General features: G+C 64.4%; 20 protein-coding genes and 2 pseudogenes. 16 read left to right on the forward strand and 6 right to left on the reverse strand.

Annotated features, from left to right (window positions below; genetic code table 11):
* Positions 1–27 precede the first annotated feature (27 nt).
* The 4 genes from IVB07_RS04335 (at position 28) to IVB07_RS04350 (ending at position 4,632) form a co-directional block, all read left to right on the forward strand.
* Positions 28–1,155 carry an acyl-CoA dehydrogenase family protein gene (locus IVB07_RS04335; RefSeq protein ID WP_018453289.1) on the forward strand — a complete coding sequence of 376 codons (1,128 nt, stop codon included), beginning with the start codon at positions 28–30 and terminating at the stop codon, positions 1,153–1,155.
* Between the two features lie 15 nt (positions 1,156–1,170).
* Complete coding sequence (locus tag IVB07_RS04340) at positions 1,171–2,418, forward strand: acyl-CoA dehydrogenase (protein WP_018453290.1); 1,248 nt, start codon at positions 1,171–1,173, stop codon at positions 2,416–2,418.
* Positions 2,419–2,554: 136 nt separating this feature from the next.
* Positions 2,555–3,799, forward strand: coding sequence for an acyl-CoA dehydrogenase (locus IVB07_RS04345; RefSeq protein WP_018453291.1), 1,245 nt, complete (start codon positions 2,555–2,557; stop codon positions 3,797–3,799).
* 134 nt (positions 3,800–3,933) lie between these two features.
* The gene (locus tag IVB07_RS04350) at positions 3,934–4,632 is read left to right on the forward strand and encodes a nitroreductase (protein ID WP_018453292.1); all 699 of its coding nucleotides are present in this window, start codon (positions 3,934–3,936) and stop codon (positions 4,630–4,632) included.
* Between the two features lie 105 nt (positions 4,633–4,737).
* Here the strand turns inward: IVB07_RS04350 and IVB07_RS04355 are convergent, their stop codons facing one another.
* A complete protein-coding gene (locus IVB07_RS04355; RefSeq protein ID WP_007597240.1) occupies positions 4,738–5,286 on the reverse strand; it encodes a sigma-70 family RNA polymerase sigma factor in 549 nt (182 codons plus the stop codon).
* On the reverse strand, positions 5,286–5,516 hold the full coding sequence (locus IVB07_RS04360; protein WP_026232505.1) for a NepR family anti-sigma factor: 231 nt from the start codon (positions 5,514–5,516) through the stop codon (positions 5,286–5,288). Before IVB07_RS04360 ends, IVB07_RS04355 begins: the two co-directional genes overlap by 1 nt.
* Positions 5,517–5,737: 221 nt before the next feature.
* Between IVB07_RS04360 and IVB07_RS04365 the strand changes: the two genes are divergently transcribed.
* The 6 genes from IVB07_RS04365 (at position 5,738) to IVB07_RS04390 (ending at position 10,702) form a co-directional block, all read left to right on the forward strand.
* Positions 5,738–6,544 carry a response regulator gene (locus tag IVB07_RS04365; protein WP_007597237.1) on the forward strand — a complete coding sequence of 269 codons (807 nt, stop codon included), beginning with the start codon at positions 5,738–5,740 and terminating at the stop codon, positions 6,542–6,544.
* 162 nt (positions 6,545–6,706) lie between these two features.
* Positions 6,707–7,306 (forward strand): nuclear transport factor 2 family protein, encoded by a 600-nt coding sequence (locus tag IVB07_RS04370; RefSeq protein ID WP_247767498.1) that lies wholly within the window; start codon positions 6,707–6,709, stop codon positions 7,304–7,306.
* Between the two features lie 262 nt (positions 7,307–7,568).
* A complete protein-coding gene (locus IVB07_RS04375) occupies positions 7,569–7,982 on the forward strand; it encodes a hypothetical protein (protein ID WP_018453296.1) in 414 nt (137 codons plus the stop codon).
* Positions 7,983–8,104: 122 nt separating this feature from the next.
* Positions 8,105–9,982 carry a molecular chaperone HtpG gene (gene htpG / locus IVB07_RS04380; RefSeq protein ID WP_247299309.1) on the forward strand — a complete coding sequence of 626 codons (1,878 nt, stop codon included), beginning with the start codon at positions 8,105–8,107 and terminating at the stop codon, positions 9,980–9,982.
* 137 nt (positions 9,983–10,119) lie between these two features.
* Complete coding sequence (locus tag IVB07_RS04385; RefSeq protein WP_018453298.1) at positions 10,120–10,401, forward strand: DUF3551 domain-containing protein; 282 nt, start codon at positions 10,120–10,122, stop codon at positions 10,399–10,401.
* Positions 10,402–10,432: 31 nt separating this feature from the next.
* Complete coding sequence (locus IVB07_RS04390) at positions 10,433–10,702, forward strand: DUF3551 domain-containing protein (protein ID WP_007597230.1); 270 nt, start codon at positions 10,433–10,435, stop codon at positions 10,700–10,702.
* A gap of 44 nt (positions 10,703–10,746) precedes the next feature.
* Here the strand turns inward: IVB07_RS04390 and IVB07_RS04395 are convergent, their stop codons facing one another.
* On the reverse strand, positions 10,747–11,460 hold the full coding sequence (locus IVB07_RS04395) for an SGNH/GDSL hydrolase family protein (RefSeq protein WP_018453299.1): 714 nt from the start codon (positions 11,458–11,460) through the stop codon (positions 10,747–10,749).
* 253 nt (positions 11,461–11,713) lie between these two features.
* Between IVB07_RS04395 and IVB07_RS04400 the strand changes: the two genes are divergently transcribed.
* The 5 genes from IVB07_RS04400 (at position 11,714) to IVB07_RS04420 (ending at position 16,339) form a co-directional block, all read left to right on the forward strand.
* Positions 11,714–13,528, forward strand: coding sequence for a long-chain-acyl-CoA synthetase (locus tag IVB07_RS04400; protein ID WP_018453300.1), 1,815 nt, complete (start codon positions 11,714–11,716; stop codon positions 13,526–13,528).
* Positions 13,529–13,669: 141 nt separating this feature from the next.
* On the forward strand, positions 13,670–13,915 hold the full coding sequence (locus tag IVB07_RS04405; protein WP_018453301.1) for an acyl carrier protein: 246 nt from the start codon (positions 13,670–13,672) through the stop codon (positions 13,913–13,915).
* Positions 13,902–15,284, forward strand: a complete 1,383-nt coding sequence (locus tag IVB07_RS04410; RefSeq protein WP_018453302.1) for a fatty acid--CoA ligase family protein — start codon at positions 13,902–13,904, stop codon at positions 15,282–15,284. Before IVB07_RS04405 ends, IVB07_RS04410 begins: the two co-directional genes overlap by 14 nt.
* Complete coding sequence (locus IVB07_RS04415; RefSeq protein ID WP_247299310.1) at positions 15,277–15,999, forward strand: SDR family NAD(P)-dependent oxidoreductase; 723 nt, start codon at positions 15,277–15,279, stop codon at positions 15,997–15,999. Before IVB07_RS04410 ends, IVB07_RS04415 begins: the two co-directional genes overlap by 8 nt.
* 124 nt (positions 16,000–16,123) lie before the next feature.
* Positions 16,124–16,339, forward strand: coding sequence for a hypothetical protein (locus IVB07_RS04420; protein WP_026232507.1), 216 nt, complete (start codon positions 16,124–16,126; stop codon positions 16,337–16,339).
* Between the two features lie 4 nt (positions 16,340–16,343).
* Here the strand turns inward: IVB07_RS04420 and IVB07_RS04425 are convergent.
* Positions 16,344–16,769: pseudogene (locus tag IVB07_RS04425) on the reverse strand (hypothetical protein).
* Between the two features lie 166 nt (positions 16,770–16,935).
* On the opposite strand from IVB07_RS04425, the gene IVB07_RS04430 reads away from it, so the two are divergent.
* Positions 16,936–18,075: a DUF3095 domain-containing protein gene (locus IVB07_RS04430; RefSeq protein WP_018453307.1), complete on the forward strand. Its 1,140-nt coding sequence runs from the start codon at positions 16,936–16,938 to the stop codon at positions 18,073–18,075.
* 4 nt (positions 18,076–18,079) lie between these two features.
* On the opposite strand, the pseudogene IVB07_RS04435 reads toward IVB07_RS04430, so the two are convergent.
* Both IVB07_RS04435 and IVB07_RS04440 read right to left on the reverse strand, forming a co-directional pair.
* Positions 18,080–18,151: pseudogene (locus tag IVB07_RS04435) on the reverse strand (DUF2147 domain-containing protein); the annotation flags it as partial.
* A 51-nt stretch (positions 18,152–18,202) separates the two neighbouring features.
* A complete protein-coding gene (locus IVB07_RS04440; protein WP_018453308.1) occupies positions 18,203–19,588 on the reverse strand; it encodes an MATE family efflux transporter in 1,386 nt (461 codons plus the stop codon).
* Positions 19,589–19,602: the final 14 nt, after the last annotated feature.

Below are 19,602 nucleotides of genomic sequence, written 5' to 3' on the forward strand. Positions count from 1 at the left end.
TCGACATCAGCAACACGGATACGCGCCATGAATTTCGATTTCTCCGACGACCAGAAGCAGCTCCGCGATCAGGCGCGCAAATTCCTCACCGAGAAGTGCCCACCCAAGGCAGTGCGCGCAGTCCTCGACGGCAAGGTGCCGTACGACAAGGAGCTGTGGAAAGGCCTCGCCGAGATGGGTTTTCTCGGCGTCGCCATTCCCGAGGATTTTGGTGGCGCCGGCGCCGGTCATCTCGAACTTTGCGTGATCGCCGAAGAGATGGGCCGGGCGAACGCACCGGTGCCGTTCTCCTCGACTGTTTACCTGGCTGCCGAAGCGCTGCTGATCGCGGGCAGTGACGCGCAGAAGAAAAAATGGTTGCCGGCCATTGCCTCGGGCGAGGCGATCGGCACGCTGGCGCTGTTCGAGGGCAAGGGCAATCCGTCACCGAAGAACGTCAAGCTCACGGCTGCGAATGGCGTGCTCAACGGGGTCAAGAAGCCGGTCGCCGATGGTACGATCGCCGACTTCGCGGTGGTGGCGGCACGCACGGGATCGAGCGGACGCGACGGCGACATCTCCTTGTTCATTGTCGATCTCAGGGCCGGCGGAGTCGAGGTGAAAAGCCTGACCAATCTCGATCCGACCCGCGGGCAGGCGGAGATCACTTTCAGGGATTGCAAGGCCGAGCCCCTGGGCGCGGCCGGCGAAGGCTGGAGCATCTTGACTCAAGTGCTCGATCGCGCTGCGGTGCTCTGCGCATTCGAGCAGGTGGGCGGCTCCGACCGCGCGCTGGAGATGGGCCGCGACTACGCGCTCGACCGCATCGCCTTCGGGCGACAGATCGGCTCGTTCCAGGCCGTCAAGCACATGCTGGCGGACATGTACGTGTCGGCAACGCTGGCGCGTTCCAACAGCTATTACGGCGCCTGGGCGCTCTCGACCAACGCCGCGGAGCTGCCGGAAGCCGCCGCCGCGGCCCGCATCAGCGCGACGCAGGCGTTCCAGCACTGCGCCAAGAACAACATCCAGGTTCACGGCGGCATGGGTTTCACCTGGGAGTTCGACTGCCACATGTACTACCGCCGCGCCAACGCGATGGCGCTCGGGCTCGGCAGCCTGTCCTATTGGGAAGACCAGTTGATCGACCGCATGCGCAAGAAGAACGCGGCGTAGGCGAAAGGCAACGTCATGAACTTCGACGACACTCTGCAAGAAGCCGAATTTCGCGCCACGGCTCGCGCCTGGATCGCGGCAAATGCGCCCAAGCAGTACGAGGAGGAGCTTCGCAAGTCCTCGCTCGGCCGCACGCAATTGAAGAACGCCAACATTCTGGAAGTGGCAAAGGCCTGGCAGAAGAAGAAGGCAGATGCCGGCTGGGCCTGCCTGCATTGGCCGAAGGAGTATGGTGGCCGCGGTTCGTCGCCGATCGAACGTGTGATCTGGCAGCAGGAAGAAGGGCCGTTCGGCCAGCTATCCCGCATGTTCATCATCGGCCACGGCATGTGCGGGCCGACCATGATGGCGTTCGCGCGCGAGGAGCATAAGCGCGCCTATTTGCCGCCACTCGCCTCCGGCGAAAAGGTCTGGTGCCAGCTGTTCTCCGAGCCCGCCGGCGGCTCCGACGTTGCGGGCCTACGCACGCGCGCCGAGAAGGATGGCGATGACTGGGTGATCAACGGCCAGAAGATCTGGACGTCGGGCGCGCACTATTCCGATTACGGCATTCTGCTCACCCGCACCGATCCGACCGTGCCCAAGCACAAGGGCCTTACCATGTTCTTCCTGGACATGAAGAGCCCTGGCGTCGAGGTGCGGCCGATCAAGCAGGCGAGCGGCGCTTCCGACTTCAACGAAGTCTATTTCACCAACGTCCGCATTCCCGATCACCAGCGCCTCGGCGAGGTCGGTGACGGCTGGAACGTCTCGCTGACCACGCTGATGAACGAGCGCAGCGCGATCGGCGCGGCCGTCTCGACCGGCTTCCCCGAGCTGTTCGAATATTGCTCCAGCCTGATGCTGGACGATGGCCCGGCAATCGAGGACCGCGCGGTGCGCGCGAAGCTGGCGAGCTGGGCGGCGAAAGCGAGCGGACTGAAATACACCAGCATGCGCGCGATCTCGGCGCTGTCGAAGGGCGAGCGTCCGGGACCGGAGAACTCCATTGGCAAGCTGGTCGCGGGCTCCATGATCCAGGATGTCGCGACCTATGCGCTGGATCTGCAAGGCGCTGCCGGTGTGATCAGCGGTGCCGAAGATTCCGAACTCGCCGGCCGCTTCCAGGCGATGCTGCTGCGCGCGCCGGGAACCCGTGTCGAAGGCGGCACTGACGAGATCATGCGCAACATCATCGCCGAGCGGGTGCTGGGCCTGCCCGGCGACATCCGTGTCGACAAGGACGTGCCGTTCAACAGGATCCTGACGAAGGGAAGAGGCTGATGATCCTCATCCTGAGGAGCCGCGGAGCGCGGCGTCTCGAAGGATGCAGGCCCAACGGGGGCCTCGTGGGTCGAGACGGCGCTGCGCGCCACTCACCATGAGGGACTAAGACAGAGCAAGAACGAAGAGGTCCGCCATGAATTTCGACGACACCCCGCAGGAAGCCGCCTTCCGCGAGACCGCGCGCAAATGGGTCGAGGCCAACGCGCCGAAGGAGTTTTTGGCTGAGCTGTCAAAATCCTCGCTCGGCCGCATCCGGCTGGCCAACCACGACATCGTCGATGTCGGCAAGGCCTGGCAGAAGAAGAAGGCCGAAGGCAATTGGGCCTGCCTGCATTGGCCCAAGGAATATGGCGGCCGCGGTGCGACGCCGATCGAGCGCGTGATCTGGCAGCAGGAGGAAGGCGTCTATGGCAAGCTGACGCAGCCGTTCCAGATCGGCGAGGGCATGTGCGGGCCAACCGTGATGGCTTTTGGCAGCGAGGAGGCCAAGCGGCGCCATTTGCCGAAGCTGGCCGCGGGCGAGGAGATCTGGTGCCAGCTGTTCTCCGAGCCATCAGCGGGCTCTGACGTCGCGGGCTTGCGCACGCGCGCGGAGAAGAAGGGCGACAATTGGGTCGTCAACGGCCAGAAGATCTGGACCTCGGGTGCGCACTATTCCGACTACGGACTTTTGATCGCGCGCACCGATCCCAATGTGCCCAAGCACAAAGGTCTCACCATGTTCTTCCTGGACATGAAGAGCCCCGGCGTCGAGGTGCGCCCGATCAAGCAGGCCAACGGCATGCAGGAGTTCAACGAGGTCTATTTCACCGACGTCGTCATTCCCGACAGCCAGCGTCTTGGCGCCATCGGCGAGGGCTGGAGCGTGTCGCTGACCACGCTGATGAACGAGCGCATGTCGATCGGCTCGCGGCTTGCGACCGGCGTCCCGGAGATGTTCGAGTTCTGCTCCAACCTGATGCTGGAGGATGGCCTCGCCATCGACGATCCCGCCGTGCGCTCAAAACTCGCGAGCTGGGCGGTGAAGTCGAGCGGGCTGAAATACACCAGCTACCGCGCGATCTCGGCGCTGTCCAAGGGCGAGCGGCCGGGACCGGAAAATTCGATCGGCAAGCTCGTCTCCGGCATGATGCTACAGGACATCGCAACCTATGCCATGGACCTCCAGGGCGCGGCCGGCGTTCTCACCGGCACGGACGAGGAGACCGTGCAGGGCCAGTTCCAGCAGATGCTGCTGTCCTCGCCTTCGATGCGCATCGCGGGCGGCACCGACGAGATCTTGCGCAACATCATCGCCGAGCGCGTGCTGGGATTGCCGGGCGACATCCGCGTGGACAAGGACGTGCCGTACAACAAGATTCCGACCAAGGGGCGTTGACATCTCGTGTCCCGGACGCGCGAAGCGCGAGCCGGGACCCAAGAGCCATAATAGACAGGCCACAATGGGCCCCGCCTCAGCGCCGCATCACTTCGTGCTGCGTCGCGTCCGGGGCACGAAAGCGAGCTTAAGCAATGGACGCTGCAGTCAATCATAACAACCGCATCGGCGTGCTCGAAGAGCTGCTCAACGAGCGCTACTCGGTGCGCGCCTTCCTGGCCAAGGAAGTCGATCGCGCGACGATCGAGCACGTGCTGACCACCGCCCAGCGCACGGCGTCCTGGTGCAACAGCCAGCCCTGGCAGGTCGTCATCGCCAGCGGCGAGGCCAAGGAGCGTTTCCGCAAGCTGATCTACAAGGAGGCTTCGGGCGGGCTCGGGGACGACTATGATTTCACGCCGCCGCGCGAATATCTCGGCGCTTATCTCGAACGCCGCCGCGAGAGCGGTTTTCAGCTCTACAACACGCTCGGCATCGCGCGCGGAGACAAGATGGCCTATGCCAAGCAGGCGCTGGAGAACTACAATTTCTTCGGCGCGCCGCATGTGGCCATCATCCATACCGACGAGCCGCTCGGCATCTACGGTGCGATCGATTGCGGCGCCTATGTCTCGAACTTCATGCTGGTCGCGCAGGCGCTCGGGCTCGGCACAATTCCGCAGGCGGCGCTCGCGCGCCACTCCGGCCTGATCCGCCGCCATTTCAATTTGCCTGATGATCGCCGCATCGTTTGCGGTATCTCGTTCGGCTATGCCGACAATGCCCACAAGGTCAACAGCTACCGGACGTCGCGTGCGAGCCTGGCCGAGACCGTGACCTTCGTGGACGAGTGATCGAGGCGATGCACGCTTCGTATTGGACGTGATCCCGTTCGCGCGAAAAGACGGCCGCGGATGCGGCCGCCTTCATCGCGGTCTCAGTTCGATTGACGCCGGCCGTCAGCCGCCGCTGCCGCCGATCACGGCGCGAATGGTCTCGTCGGGCCCGAAATCCTCGGCGCCGTCGACATAGAGCAGCGCCGCGAGCTTGGAGCGCGCACGGTTGACGCGGCTCTTGATCGTGCCGACTGCGCAGCCGCAGATCGAAGCCGCGTCCTCATAGGAGAAGCCGGAGGCGCCGACGAGGATCAGCGCTTCACGCTGGTCCTGCGGAAGCTTGTCGAGCGCCGTGCGGAATTCCTCGAACTCAAGATGGGCGTTCTGCGAGGGCTGCGTCTTCAGCGTCTTAGCATAATTGCCTTCGGCATCCTCGACTTCCCGCCGCCGCTTGCGATAGTCGGAGCGGAACAGGTTGCGCAGGATCGTGAACAGCCATGCCGGCAGATTGGAGCCGGGCTGGAACGAGTCGATGTTGGCGAGCGCCCGCAACAGCGTCTCCTGGACCAAATCGTCGGCGCGGTCCGCATTGCCGCTGAGCGAGATGGCAAACGCGCGCAGACTGGGCACGGCCGCCAGGATGTCGTTACGCAGGGAATCCGTGAGAGGCATCAATCCCTCCCATTGTTGTCGTTAGAGCCGCCACCATTTTCCACTTGGGGGGTCGCTCCCGGCGCATCAAGTTTCTTGATCAGTTCCGCGAACCGGTCCGGAACCCCCTGCCGCACCACGTCGTCGTACATGGCGCGCAGCTGGTGCCCGATCCGGGACTGGATCTCCGGAGTGAGCCCTCCCTTGCCGGGGGTCGTGCTTTTGCTGGCTTGAGACTTGAGATCTTTCATGACCTGTTCCACGTTTCCCCGAGTTAAGTAGCTGTAAAATCGAGAAGTTCTCTCAACCGGGAGCCGTTCCCTGGATAGGCTCAATGCGAGCTGCGAGAAAAAGTTCCGCCCCCATGCGGAACTTTTCTTGGTCTGAGGCGTAATCAGCCCAGCAGGGGAACCCGGGCCCCCCGCCTAACGCCTGCACGTCAAGGTCGGCCCGAAGATGATATGGAGTGGGGATGTCCCGTTCACAGCTCGTTGCTGAACACTTGCCGTTGTTGCGCCGGTACGCACGCGCCCTGACGGGCAGCCAGTCCTCCGGTGACGCCTATGTCGCAGCCATGTTGGAAGCCATGCTGGGAGATCCGTCGGTGCTCGACGAGAGCCACGGGCCGCGCGCCGGCCTGTTCCGGCTGTTCACCCAAATCTGGAATTCCGTTTCCGTCAACGACGATTCCGAGGTGACGAACCTGCCGATGCCGCCGGAGCGGCGGCTGTCCAACATCACGCCCTTGCCGCGGCAAGCCTTCCTGCTGCTCTCGCTCGAGGGATTTTCGGAAGAAGAGGTCGGCTACATTCTCGGCACCGACGTCGGTGAGACGCGCCGGCTTGCGGATGCCGCAGGGCGTGAGATGGCAGCCGAGATCGCCACTGACGTGCTGATCATCGAGGATGAGACCTTCATCGCCATGGATCTCGAGAGCCTGGTGAAGAACCTCGGCCACAATGTCGTCGGCGTCGCCCGCACCCACGCCGATGCGGTCGCGCTGGCAAAGAACAAGCGACCGGGCCTGATCCTCGCCGACATCCAGCTCGCCGACGGCTCGTCCGGCCTCGACGCCGTCAACGAGCTGCTCCGCACCTTCGAAGTGCCGGTGGTGTTCATCACCGCATACCCCGAGCGCTTCCTCACCGGCGAGCGACCGGAGCCGGCCTTCCTGATCTCGAAACCGTTCCAGCCGGCGATGGTGTCGGCGGTGGCGAGCCAGGCGCTGTTCTTCCAGCGCAACTCCCGCAACCGCGCGCCGAAGGTACCGGCGGCGTAACGAAGGCGCCAGCGCCCGGCATTTTGACGAAATCCGATCCGGCGTGCCGCAAGGTGCGCCGGATTTTTGTTGATCCGGTTGTCACGCTTGACGGCCATCGAATTCGCCGCTCATACCTCGCGCAGCGGCCGTTGCAGCCGCGGTGCCATCGGAGACGTGTTCATGGACCAGCAACTCCTCGATCGCCTCGCCATCCGCGACCTCGTCGAGCACTGGGCGGTGTGGCGCGATGCCGGCGATTGGGAGCGTTTTGCCACCGTCTGGCACGAGGAAGGCTGGATGTCCGCCACCTGGTTTCAGGGGCCGGCGCGGGATTTCATGCGGGTCAGCCAGGAGGGGTTCGCCAAGGGCGTGCGCATCCTGCATTTCCTCGGTGGCTGCAGCATCGATCTCGAGGGGGCGCGCGCCATCGCGCAGACCAAGATGACCATCTCGCAGCGCGCACCGGTGCACGACGTGCCCTGCGACGTCGTCTGCACCGGGCGCTTCTACGATTTCCTGGAGAAGCGGCAGGGAAAATGGGGCATCTTCCGCCGCCAGCCGATCTACGAGAAGGACCGGATCGACCCGGTTGATCCCTCCGCGACGCTTCAGCTCGACCAGAAAGCCCTTGCCGCGCTGCCCGAAGGCTACCGCCACCTCGCCTACATGCAGGAGCTGATCGGCTACAAGGTCAAGCGCGACATGCCAGGCCTCACCGGGCCCGAGGTTGAGAAGCTCTATGCGGAGGGGCGGGAGTGGCTTGCGGGGAAGGCGAACTGAACGCCAGACAAAAGTAAGGCGCGACTGGCATCACCACAGTCGCGCCCTACGTCGCCGGCTTATGGGGCAGGGGGGAATAGCCGGCTGTTGATACCACTCCCGTCCCTGAAAGTCGTTCCAGGGGGTTGCAAAATTTTTCGTGGGGCCATCCTTTTCGCACCCTGCCTTTTCGCACACGGTTAAGTGATCTTAACGCCTGAGAACTCTGGGTCCTCTCCTCGCGTTGTTCCCGCGATCGCCATGGGGCGAGGGACCGACAGCCATGTCACAGATTCAAAAGGTATTTTTAGGCGCCGTCGCGATCGCCGCGACGCTTGGCGCCGTCCAGGTCGGCGCCGTGCAGCTGGCCTCCGGCCATGATCCGGCCGACCGCTGGCAGGCGGTCGCTGACAAGCCGGGCCATAACGTCAATCGCTCCAGCAAAGCGGACCGGCTGGCCGACATCAAGCAGGCTGAGGTTCCGACCCGCACCGTGTCGATGCGGCTGAACGATCTGGCCGACACGTCGGTGCTGCTGCGGGTCCCCGCGGTGATCGAGACCGGCAACGCCAAGCCGCCGGTGTTGCTCCCGGACCAGAAGCAGAGCCGCAAAAAGCCGACGATCGCCTGCGAGCCGATGGTCAGCTCCCTGACCGAGGTCGCAAAGCTGCTCCAACCCGGCCGCTGTGTGACTTGATCGGCTTTGGCCACGGACAAGTCGCCCTCCGCCCGGAGGGCGATTGCTGACGTCTACTTGATCCCCTGCCCCCTCGCGTTATATCCCGGGTTTCTTCCTCTTTGGATTGACCGGGTAAACGCATGACGACGTCAGACACGGCTGTGCATACGCAGCCCTTCCAGGCCGAGGTTTCCGAGCTTCTGCACCTGATGGTGCATTCCGTCTATTCCGAGACCGATATCTTCCTGCGCGAGCTCGTCTCCAATGCCTCTGACGCCTGCGACAAGCTGCGCTATGAGGCCATCGCGAATCCGGCGCTGCTGGGCGAAGGCGACGCGCTCAAGATCCGGATCATTCCGAACAAGACGGCCGGAACGCTTGCGATCGCCGACAATGGCATTGGCATGGAGCGGCAGGAGCTGATCGACCACCTCGGCACCATCGCCCGCTCGGGCACCAAGGCCTTCGTATCGAAGCTCAAGGAGGCCAAGGATGGTCTCGGCCTGATCGGCCAGTTCGGCGTCGGCTTCTATTCCGCCTTCATGGTAGCCGACAAGATCGTCGTGGTGAGCCGCCGCGCCGGCGAGAGCGACGTCTGGACCTGGACGTCCTCGGGCGGCTCGGGCTTCGAGATCGCGCGTGCCAGCGAGGAGGATGCGGGCCGCGTGCAGCGCGGCACCGAGATCGTCCTGCATCTCAAGGACGATGCGAAGAAATATCTCGAAGCTTACGAGATCGAACGTATCGTCGGCGCTTATTCCGACAACATCCTCTTCCCCATCGAGCTCGTGCCTGAAGGGGGCGAACCGCGTCAGATCAATTCTGCGAGCGCGCTGTGGCAGCGCTCGAAATCCGAGCTCACGCCGGAAGACTACAAGAAGGCCTATCAGCAGATCGCCTCCGCCTTCGACGATCCCGCGATGACGCTGCATTATCGCGCGGAGGGACGTTACTCCTACGCCGTGCTGCTGTTCGCGCCCTCGACGAAGCCGTTCGACCTGTTCGAACCGAACCGCAAGGGGCGCGTCAAGCTCTATGTCCGCCGCGTGTTCATCACTGACGATGCCGATCTGCTGCCGGGCTATCTCCGCTTCATCCGCGGCGTCGTCGACAGCGAGGATCTCCCGCTCAACATTTCCCGCGAGATGCTTCAGAACAATCCGCAGCTCGCGCAGATCCGCAAGGCCGTGGCGACCCGCGTGCTGTCCGAGCTCGAAAGCCTGGCGGAGAAGGATCCGGAGAACTTCGCGAAGATCTGGGAGGCCTTCGGCGCGGTGCTGAAGGAAGGCATCTACGAGGATTTCGAACGCCGAGAAAAGCTGCTCGCGCTGTCGCGTTTCACCACGACCTCGGGCGAGAAGCGCTCGCTCAAGGACGTCGTCGCCGGTTTCAAGCCGAACCAGACCGAGATCTATTATCTCGTCGGCGACAGCATCGACCGGCTGAAGTCGAACCCCCGGCTCGAGGCGGCGACTGCGCGCGGCATCGAAGTTCTGCTGCTGTCCGATCCCGTCGACGCCTTCTGGACCTCGATGCCCTCGGAGTTTGACGGCAAGCCGCTGAAGTCGCTGAGCCAAGGCGATCTCAATCTCGACCTGATCCCGCGCGTCGACGAAGCCGACGAGGCGAAAAAGGACGAGCCGCCCGCCGACGAGGCCGCCACCATCGCGGTGATCAAGGCCGCGCTCGGCGAGCGCGTCAGCGACGTCAAGGCCTCGACGCGTCTTACCAGCTCCGCGTCCTGCCTCGTCGCCGACAGCCAGGGCCCGAGCCGCGAGCTCGAGCGCATCCTGTCTCAGCAGAACCGTGGCATGCGCACCAAGCCGATCCTTGAGATCAACCTGCGCCATCCGCTGGTGACGGCGATCACGAAGGCTCAGGCCGGCTCCAAGATGGTTGACGATCTCAGCCTGCTCCTGCTCGAACAGGCGCAGATCCTAGACGGCGAGCTGCCGGAGGACCCTGCGGCGTTTGCGGCAAGGTTGAACCGGCTGGTGTTGCAAGGGCTCGGCGCGTAGCGGGCGCAGTGCACCGCACTCACCTTGCCGTCATCTGCGCGCAGGAACGGTCGCCTCTGCCATGGTGTTATGCCATACGAGGTGGCCGGCATCCGGGCCGCCGACATGGCCGACATGACAGATTCGAGGATTTCTCCATGCGTTTGCCGATCCTGACCCTGACCGCAATTGCCACGCTGTTCGTGGCGGCAGATGCCAGCGCCCAGACCTACGATCCGCGTTACCCGGTGTGCATGCACGTCTATACGCCCGGTAGTTTTGGCGGGGGCGGTGGCGATTATTTCGATTGCTCCTTCACCTCGCTGCCGCAGTGCCGCGCCACGGCCTCGGGCCGCTCGGCAAGCTGCGACGTCAATCCCTACTATGCGTTCGACCAACCCCCGCCGCCGCCGCGCCGGCGCCACAAGAACGTGCACTAGCGATCCGCAACGGCCTTCAGGGGGAATTTTCATGCATCGCTTGTTCGGCCTGATCATGACCGTCGGTGCCCTGCTCACGGCCGCGCCGTCGCATGCACAGACCTTCGATCCGCGCTATCCCGTCTGCATGCACGTCTATTCCGGTGCAAACGGCGGTGGCGGGGAGTGGTACGATTGCTCCTTCACCTCAGTGCCGCAGTGCCGAGCTACGGCTTCCGGCCGCTCCGCCAGCTGCGATCTCAATCCGTATTATCCGTTCAACGCACCGCCGCAGCGCTTGCGCCATCAGCGAGGCGGCTAGGGCTCACCGCCCGTTCGGCCGTCAATCAGACGGAGTATGCAGGGCTAGCTGCCGTGGGGCGCCTCGTTGGCCGCGGTGACGATCGCGTCGGTCAACTGCCAGGTCATCTTGTCCGTGGTCCAGTCGCTTGCGTGCAGCCTGCTGTCGTCGCCCGGGTCGACCATGCGGTCGAACGAAATTCTTGCAACGTCGTGCCAGCCCTTCATCAGCGCGAAGCGGCGAAAGACGTTGACCCGCTTTGCATGCGCGATCTCGCTGATCGCTGCGACCATCGCGTTCGCCTTGTCGGCCTTGGCCGGCGTCAGCACCGCCGGCACATATTGCAGATCCATTAGGATGACGTCGATCCCTCCGTCCACAAGCAGCTGATCGACGCCGTCAGCGATGGCCCTCCTGGTTTCGTCGAAGGTCGGTGGATTCTGATCGGCCGATTGCCACACCGCATTGGTGCCGACCTGCCAGATCACGAGATCCGGCTTCTGGTCGAAGACGTCGTGCTTGAACCGCAAAAGCTCCTTGGGAGCCTCTTCGCCGCCGACGCCCCGGTTGATGACATCGATCCCGGGCTTCGGAAATATGCTCCGAAGGTCCGCCAGCAATCGTTGCGGATAGGGCGCGATGCCTCCTTCGCCCGCCGTGGTCGACGAGCCGATCGCGACCACCTTGACCTGTCCGCGCCTCAGGCCATTGGCAAAATTGGTCAGCGGCTGCTCGAACGGCGCGGCCTGGACGGGAAATTCAGACGAGCCGAGAGCCACAGGTCGTCTCCCTTTCGCAACCGGGACAATGCAGGGTCAAAAAGACTAACCCGTTTGCCCGGAGCCGCCTAGCCTCACGCCCCGACAACTGGCTTTGCTATTGCAAGAACTGCCAGGCGGCGCACCTCGATCGCCTCCGGTTTGGTAAAGGATCACTAGAGTTAATCGTGCACTAACCCGGTTTTACCTTGTCTCTTAACATCTGGGCAGGGCGTGCGAGCTAAGCTGCCGGAAACCCGCAGACACGTAAAGAATGAACGGCATGACAACCGGCGTCATCGAGCAACCGAAAGCCGCGCGCGCACCTTCGGCTTCGAAAATCTGGCTGAAGGCGATCGAGCTCACCGCACGGATCGAGACGTTGCCGGGCCGGCTGTTCGCCGATGTCGTCGACGATTGGGCGCAGCGCCAGCCAGATCGCGTTGCGCTGACCACCGATGACGCGAGCCTCGACTATGAGGGACTTTCGAAACGCATCAATCGTTATGCGCGCTGGGCGCGCTCGGCCGGTGTGGCCAAGGGCGGCACTGTCGCGCTGATCATGCCGAACGGCATCGATTATGTCGCGGCCTGGCTCGGCATCAGCCGCGTCGGCGGCGTGGTCGCGCTGATCAACACCAAGCTCGTCGGGCACTCGCTCGCGCATTGCGTCGGAGTCGCAAAGCCCGCTCACATCATTGTTGCGCATGAGCTTGCAGCGGAGCTGTCCGGCGCGTTGCCGCACTTGAAGACGGAAGCAAAGGTCTGGACCCACGGCGATGCCCGCAGCGAGCGTCCGATCGATGTCGCGCTCGACGCCCTCGATGACCGGCCGCTTTCGCCGGACGAGCGTGGTGACGTCACCATCGACGACCGGGCCCTGCTGATCTACACGTCCGGGACGACCGGCCTGCCGAAAGCCGCAAGCATCAGCCACCGCCGCATCCTCAATTGGGGCTTTTGGTTCGCCGGCCTCACCGGCGCGACGCCGCAGGACCGGCTCTACGATTGCCTGCCGCTGTTCCACTCGGTTGGCGGCATCGTGGCACCATGCAGCATGCTCGCTGCCGGGGGCTCGGTTGTGATCGCAGATAAATTCTCAGCCTCGAATTTCTGGCCCGACATCGTGCGCCACGACTGTACGCTGTTCCAGTATATCGGCGAGCTCTGCCGCTATCTGCTCAAGGCGCCGCCGTCGGAATACGAGAACCGGCATCGCCTGCGGCTCGTCTGCGGCAACGGCCTACGCGGTGACATCTGGGACGATTTTCAGGCGCGTTTCGCCATTCCGCGCATCCTCGAATTCTACGCGGCGACGGAAGGCAATTTCTCGCTGTTCAACGTCGAGGGCCAGCCCGGCGCGATCGGCCGCGTTCCGCCGTTGCTTGCGCATCGTTTCCCTGCCGGTCTCGTCAAGCTCGAGCCCGATAACGGCGCCCCGCTGCGCAATGCGGAGGGGTTTTGTATCCCCTGCGCGCGCGGCGAGGCCGGCGAAGCCATAGGCCGCATCGGCACGGCGGATGAGGGCGGCGGCCGCTTCGAGGGCTACACCGAGGCGAGCGAGACCGAGAAGAAGATCCTGCGCGATGTCTTTGCCAAGGGCGATTCCTGGTTCCGCACCGGCGACCTGATGCGGCTCGACGAGAAGGGCTTCTTCCACTTCGTCGACCGCATCGGCGACACCTTTCGCTGGAAGGGCGAGAACGTCGCGACTTCGGAGGTCAACGACGCCATGCGGGGTTTCACTGGCGTGATCGACGCCACCACCTACGGCGTCGGCATTCCCGGCACCGACGGCCGCGCCGGCATGAGTGCGATCGTGGTGAACGAAGGCTTCGCCGTCGAGGCACTGCCCGCCCATCTCGCACAGCGCCTGCCCGCCTATGCTCATCCCGTCTTCATACGCATCTCGCGCGAGCTCGATGCGACCGAGACGTTCAAGCAGAAGAAGGGCGAGCTCGCGCGCGAGGGATTTGATCCCGGCGCGGTCTCCGATCCGCTGTTCATGCTGGACCCGAAGACCGGCGCCTATGTCGCGCTGGACGCGGAGACGTATGCGCAAATCAACCAGGGTACGATCCGGCTCTAGCCGCGCGAAAATCCGCCAGATAGGTCCAATTTTATCCGAATTGTCCAAGAAGCCATTTACTTCTGTCGGGTAAACAAACGGGCAAGGGAGGCGGTCATCAAGAACCGCCGCAACACGAACGACAACAGAAGCGAGCCAGCCATGTCGGTACGGTCTAAGGTCATTGAAGCGATCCAGCAGATCGCCAAAGAGCAGCACGTCGCGCTTCCCGCACTCTCGGACGAGCTGTCCCTGCACGAGACGGGCTTCGACTCGCTCGCCTTCGCCATCCTGGTGGCGCGCCTCGAGGACGAGACCGGCGTCGACCCTTTCACCATTTCCGAGGACGCAGCGTTCCCCGCCACCGTGGGCGATTTCGTGCGGGCCTACGAAAATGTCCCCGCGTGAGATCTTTGCGCTCCGCGACCATCTCGGCGCGGAGCTGACCGGCCGCACGCTGTCGGACGCGCACGATGTCGTGTCGTTGACGGATATCCTGTCGCAGACGGTCCTGGGTGGCCGCCTGGGCGAGCTGTCCGGCCGCGCGGTGCTGCTGAAATTGTCCGACCAGCTCCGATCGGGTCTTGCCATGATCGAGCTCGACGGTATTGCCCGCCGCATGCTGCTGTGCCCGCCGGATCTCAACCCGGCGCATCTCGACGCGCTGATGGCGAATGCCGGGATCGATGCCGTTGTCACCGACGAGCCCGATCGCTGGGCCGAGACTGGCGTGCCGCTGGTCGTCACCGCACAACTGCCGCTTCAAGCCACAGCGCCGGCCAGGACCGAACGCGCCACGGAATGGCTGATGCTCACCTCGGGCACGTCGGGCGTGCCGAAAATCGTCGGCCATACGCTGGAAGCACTCACCGGCGCCATCGTCGCCGAAGGCCCGGCGCGCGGACCCGCGCCGGTATGGGCGACGTTCTACGACATCCGCCGCTATGGCGGCCTGCAGATATTCCTCCGCGCCGTCCTCTCGGGCGGCTCGATGGTGCTGTCCGATCCGCATGAGGCGCTCGCCGATCACGTCACGCGGCTGAACGCGCGGGGCGTCTCCCACATCTCCGGCACGCCCTCGCACTGGCGCAAGCTGTTGATGAGCGGCTCGGCCGCGCAGTTCGCGCCGCGCTATGTCCGCCTCTCCGGCGAGATCGCCGACCAGGCGGTGCTGGACGGCCTGAAAGCGGCGTTCCCGAATTCCTCCGTCGGCCATGCCTATGCGTCAACCGAGGCCGGCGTCGGCTTTGCCGTCAATGACGGGCTGGAAGGCTTTCCGGCGGACTACCTCGGCAACCGCAACGGCGTCGAAATGAAGGTCGTCGACGGCTCGCTACGTATCCGTTCGACGCGCACGGCGCACGCCTATATCGGCCGCGACGCGGCTGCGCTCACCGATGCAGACGGGTATGTCGATAGCGGCGATATCGTCGAATTGCGCGGCGACCGCTACTATTTCGTTGGCCGCCGCGGCGGCATCATCAATATCGGTGGGCTGAAGGTTCACCCCGAAGAGATCGAGGCGGTGATCAACCGTCATCTCGATGTGCGGATGTCGCGGGCGAAGTCACGCAAGAGCCCGATCACCGGCGGCATCGTCGTCGCCGACGTGATCCTCGCCGACGGCACCGATCCGGCGCGCGCGAAAGAGATCCGCGACCAGATTCTGGATCAGTGCCGCGCTCAGCTCGCCTCCCACAAGGTGCCGGCGGTGATCCGCTTCGTCGAGGCGCTCGACGTCACCCCGGCCGGCAAACTGGCGCGCACCGATGCATAATGTTCTCGTCACCGGCGGTAGCCGCGGTATCGGCCTTGCGATCGGCCAGCGGCTTGTTAATGGCGGCTACAACGTGATCGCGGCGGCGCGGCGCGAGAGCGACGAGCTCAAGGCGGCGATTGCCGGGTCGGAGGGGCGCCTGCATTTTCGCGCTTGCGACCTCGCCGTGATCGACGCGATCCCCGCCTACGCAAAACTCGTGCGCGATGAATTCGGCCCGATCTACGGCCTCGTCAACAATGCCGGCCTCGGCACCGAAGGCTTGCTCGCGACCATGCACAATTCCGAGATCGAGGCGCTGGTGCAGCTCAACGTGCTGTCGCCGATCATTCTCACCAAATATGTCGCGCGCCAGATGATGGCCGACGGCGCCGGCCGCATCATCAACATCTCCTCGATTATCGCGACGACCGGCTATAATGGCCTCTCGGTTTACGGTGCGACCAAGGCCGCCGCCACCGGCTTCACCCGTTCGCTCGCGCGCGAGGTCGGCAAGCTCGGCATCACCGTGAACGCGATCGCGCCCGGTTTCATCGACACCGAGCTGACGCACAACCTGTCTGACGACAGCCGCAAGCGCATCGCCGGCCGCAGCGCGCTGCGCCGCCTGCCGGAGACCGACGACGTCGCGCGGATGGTGGAGTATTTGCTGGGAGAGGGCGGTCGCAATGTGACGGGTACCGTGTTTACGGTCGACGCGGGCAACACGGCGTAGGTGGAACTCATCGCCACAATTGCATTGATCCGGCGCAATGACATCGTCCGGATTTGGTCGTAAGATCCCGCGCAATCGATTGGGTTACGTCAATCGATCTGCCCTAATCGATAGGGAGCAGTCCATGACCGCTTCGAGCCCGGACAAGGCGTCGGTAAAGCCATCTTGCGCAGAGCAAAGCGACGTTCACTGCGAGCCCGTTCACTGCGAGCCGATGTCTCACCAAAATTCCGGTGACCACGGTTACGAAATGTATCCGCAGAAATTCGTGCGTCTTGTCGGCTGCCATGACGTTCCCGCCTCCGCGCTACGCAAGCGCGTGGGCGAGAAGCTGCACTAGACATTCAGGTCCGATGCTTCGGCAGGTCAATCCGTTCGTGTGAGAACTCCGGCGGGCCCTCGGTCAGGCGGCGGATCCGGCGCTCGCGTTCGTCTTCAGACAGCGCAGGATCGAGCAGTCCCTCGAGTTCACGCACCGCAAGCTCTTCGATCCTGGTGGCATCCGAAGCGAGCGGGTGCCCTGGCGGGAGTGCCGGGGGCGCGACCTTCAGGCCGAGCTCGACCAGCTTACCGATGGCTTCCGAGCGCTACAGGTGATGGGTTTCGGCCCAGCTATCCACGGCCGCGGTCAGGCTTTCCGGCGTCTTCACCGCGCTGATCGGATCACGCCCAGTGCGCCGGCTTGCCGGAGCGATGGAGTCCTTCCTGTCGAAGTCGGACACGTCGATGTTCCCGCGCAACCATGTCAGATCATCGAGACTAGACGCCATTTACGGTCAACCGTTTAATGACCTTCTGTGGCATTGCAGTGCGCCCTCATCTTGTTGTCCGGGTCCATTTCGGCCAATGGTTGCAAGGGCGCGCGCCTGGCGAACCGAATCGATTCTTCTACGTATGTCCCTTTGGACGTGCGTCCCAACCATCCGGCATCATCCGATGACATCAGCGTTCTATAGCGGCATTCCGGTCTTTCGCGGCTTCACCAGTCTGATGGACCCCGCTTTGTATTCGCCGCTGCCCGACGACTGGAGCGTCGGCGTTGCCGACATCGTGGATTCGACCAAGGCCATCGCGGCGCAGCGCTACAAGGCGGTGAACATGGCCGGTGCCGCCGTGATCGCAGCCGTGACGAATGCATTGGAGGGACGCGAATTTCCCTTCGTGTTCGGCGGCGACGGCGCGAGTTTTGCGGTCGCGCCTAATGATCTCGAACTGGCCCGCGAGGCTTTGGCTGCGACCGCGACCTGGGTGCGGGAAGATCTCGACTTGCGGATGCGCGTCGCGCTGGTGCCGGTGAGCGCCATTCGCGCGCATGGCCTAGACGTGCGCGTCGCGCGCTTCGGACCGTCGGCCAATTTGTCCTATGCGATGTTTTCTGGCGGCGGGCTCGCCTGGGCGGACGCAGCGATGAAGCGCGGCGAGTTTGCGATCACCGAAGCGCCCGCGGGGACGCAGCCCGATCTCTCCGGCCTGTCCTGCCGCTTCGAGGTGATTCCGGCTGCGCGCGGCCTGATCCTGTCCGTGCTGGTCATGCCGGCCCAAGGCGCCGATCCCTCGGCATTCCGCAACGTGATCGAGGACATCATCCATCTCGTCGAGCGCAGCCCGGATGCCGGTCGTCCCGTGCCGCCACAAGGGCCGCCGCTGACATGGCCGCCGCAAGGGCTGGAATATGAGGCGCGCACCAAGCGCGGAGGTCCGTTGCTCGCACGCCGCGCCAGCGTGCTGGCCTACACCCTTTTCGTCTATCTGATCATGCGCTTCGATCTCAAGGTCGGCGGCTTCGTGCCGAAGCTCTATACACGGCAGGTCGTGGAGAACTCCGACTTCCGAAAATATGACGACGGCCTGCGCATGATCCTCGACTGTACGCCGGAGCTCGAACGCGCCCTCAGCGATCGCCTCGCGATTGCCGCGCGCGACGGCATCGTGCGTTACGGCCTCTATCAGCAGGACGCTGCGATGATGACCTGCTTCACCCCGTCGGCGTTGCGCAGCGATCACGTCCATTTTATCGACGGCGCGCGGGGCGGCTACGCCTCGGCGGCGACGGCGCTGAAGGCGATGACGGCGTGAAGCGCTAGCGCCCCGCCCGCGTCCAGGTTTCGCCGCCGCAGAGCGCGCCGACGCAGCCTTCGACCCGCAGCGAATCCGGATGGAATCACATTCCCGCGTTTATTTGCCTGCGTGCAATGACCTGCGCTTATTTGACCCAGCGCACGAAGGCGACCGAGGCCGCGGTCGACAGCCCGAATACCGCCATGGCGCCGCCGACCAGCGCGAACAGGGTCCAGGCCGGAGCCTGCACCATCATGAGGCCGCCGCCGCCGATCGCGACGATCAGAAGCCGTGCGGTGGAGGCGAGCACGGCACCGCCGACCCGCGCCGCGCCTTGCGAGGAGAAATACAGCGACACGCCCACGCCGAAGAACACGAAGGTTGGGCCTGCCCAGTGGAAGTAGCTGTGCGCGGCGGCGGCAACGCCGGGATCCCTGGTGAAGAGCGAAACCCACAGGGATGGATCGAGCGCGATGATGAGGCCGATCAGGCCGACGGTAAGTCCCGAGGCCCCGGCCGCGGTCCAGGCCACGCGCCGCGCGCGCTTCACCTGTCCGGCGCCCATCGCCATGCCGACCATCGGCACCGATGCGATGCCGAAGGCGAAGGTGATCGGGATCAGCAAGAATTCCAGTCGCGAGCCGATGCCGTAACCGGCGAGCATCTCGGTGCCGAAGGTCGCCAGGATCTTGGTGAAGATCAAAATGGTGAGCACGGTCTGGAGCGGCGACAGGCAGGCGACCGCGCCGACCTTGAGGATGTCGAAGAACAACGCGCGATCGAAATGGAAGGCGCCGAAATCCAGCGGCAGCCGGCTGCGGCCGGACCAGAGGTACCAGAGGAAGAAGATCGCAGCGCAGGTGAATGCGATCAACTGACCGGCGGCCACTCCGGGCATGCCGAATTGCGGCACGCCGAACAGGCCGAGCCCCAGCGTGCCGCCGAGCGCGATCTGGAGCACGCTCGTCCCGATCAGCGCCATCGAGGGCAGACGCATGTCGCCGGTGCCGCGGATCACCGACGCCAACGTGTTGACGAGCCAGATCGCGACCGCGCCGGAGAACAGCATTTGCGAATAGCCGCTGGCTTCCTCGAGCACACGCTCGCGCCCGCCCAGCAGCGCGAAGAACGAGCGGCCGAAGACGAGCATCGTCACCGTGAAGAAAAGCCCGCCGCAGAGGCCGATGATGGCGGCATGCAGCGCCAGCGTCGCCGCACGGTTCCGGTCGCCTGCGCCGAGCGCGCGGCTGATCGCAGACGAGACGCCGCCGCCCATCGCGCCTGCGCTCATCATCTGCGTCAGCATGGCGAATGGGAACACCAGCGCGATCGCGGCGAGCGGAATGGTGCCGAGCCGGCCGATATAGGAGGTCTCGGCGACCGCGACCAGCGTGCTGCCCACCATCGCGATCATGTTGGGGATCGCGAGCCGCAGCAGCGTCGGCAGGATCGGGGCCGTCAGCAAGCCGGCGATGGGGGAGGCGACCGGGGCAGGCAGCGGCACGGCGTCTATCGAGGCGTCGATCGTCATGTGTCACCGCGCGG

Source organism: Bradyrhizobium sp. 172 (genome assembly GCF_023101065.1).
Classification (GTDB): Bacteria; Pseudomonadota; Alphaproteobacteria; order Rhizobiales; family Xanthobacteraceae; genus Bradyrhizobium; species Bradyrhizobium canariense_D.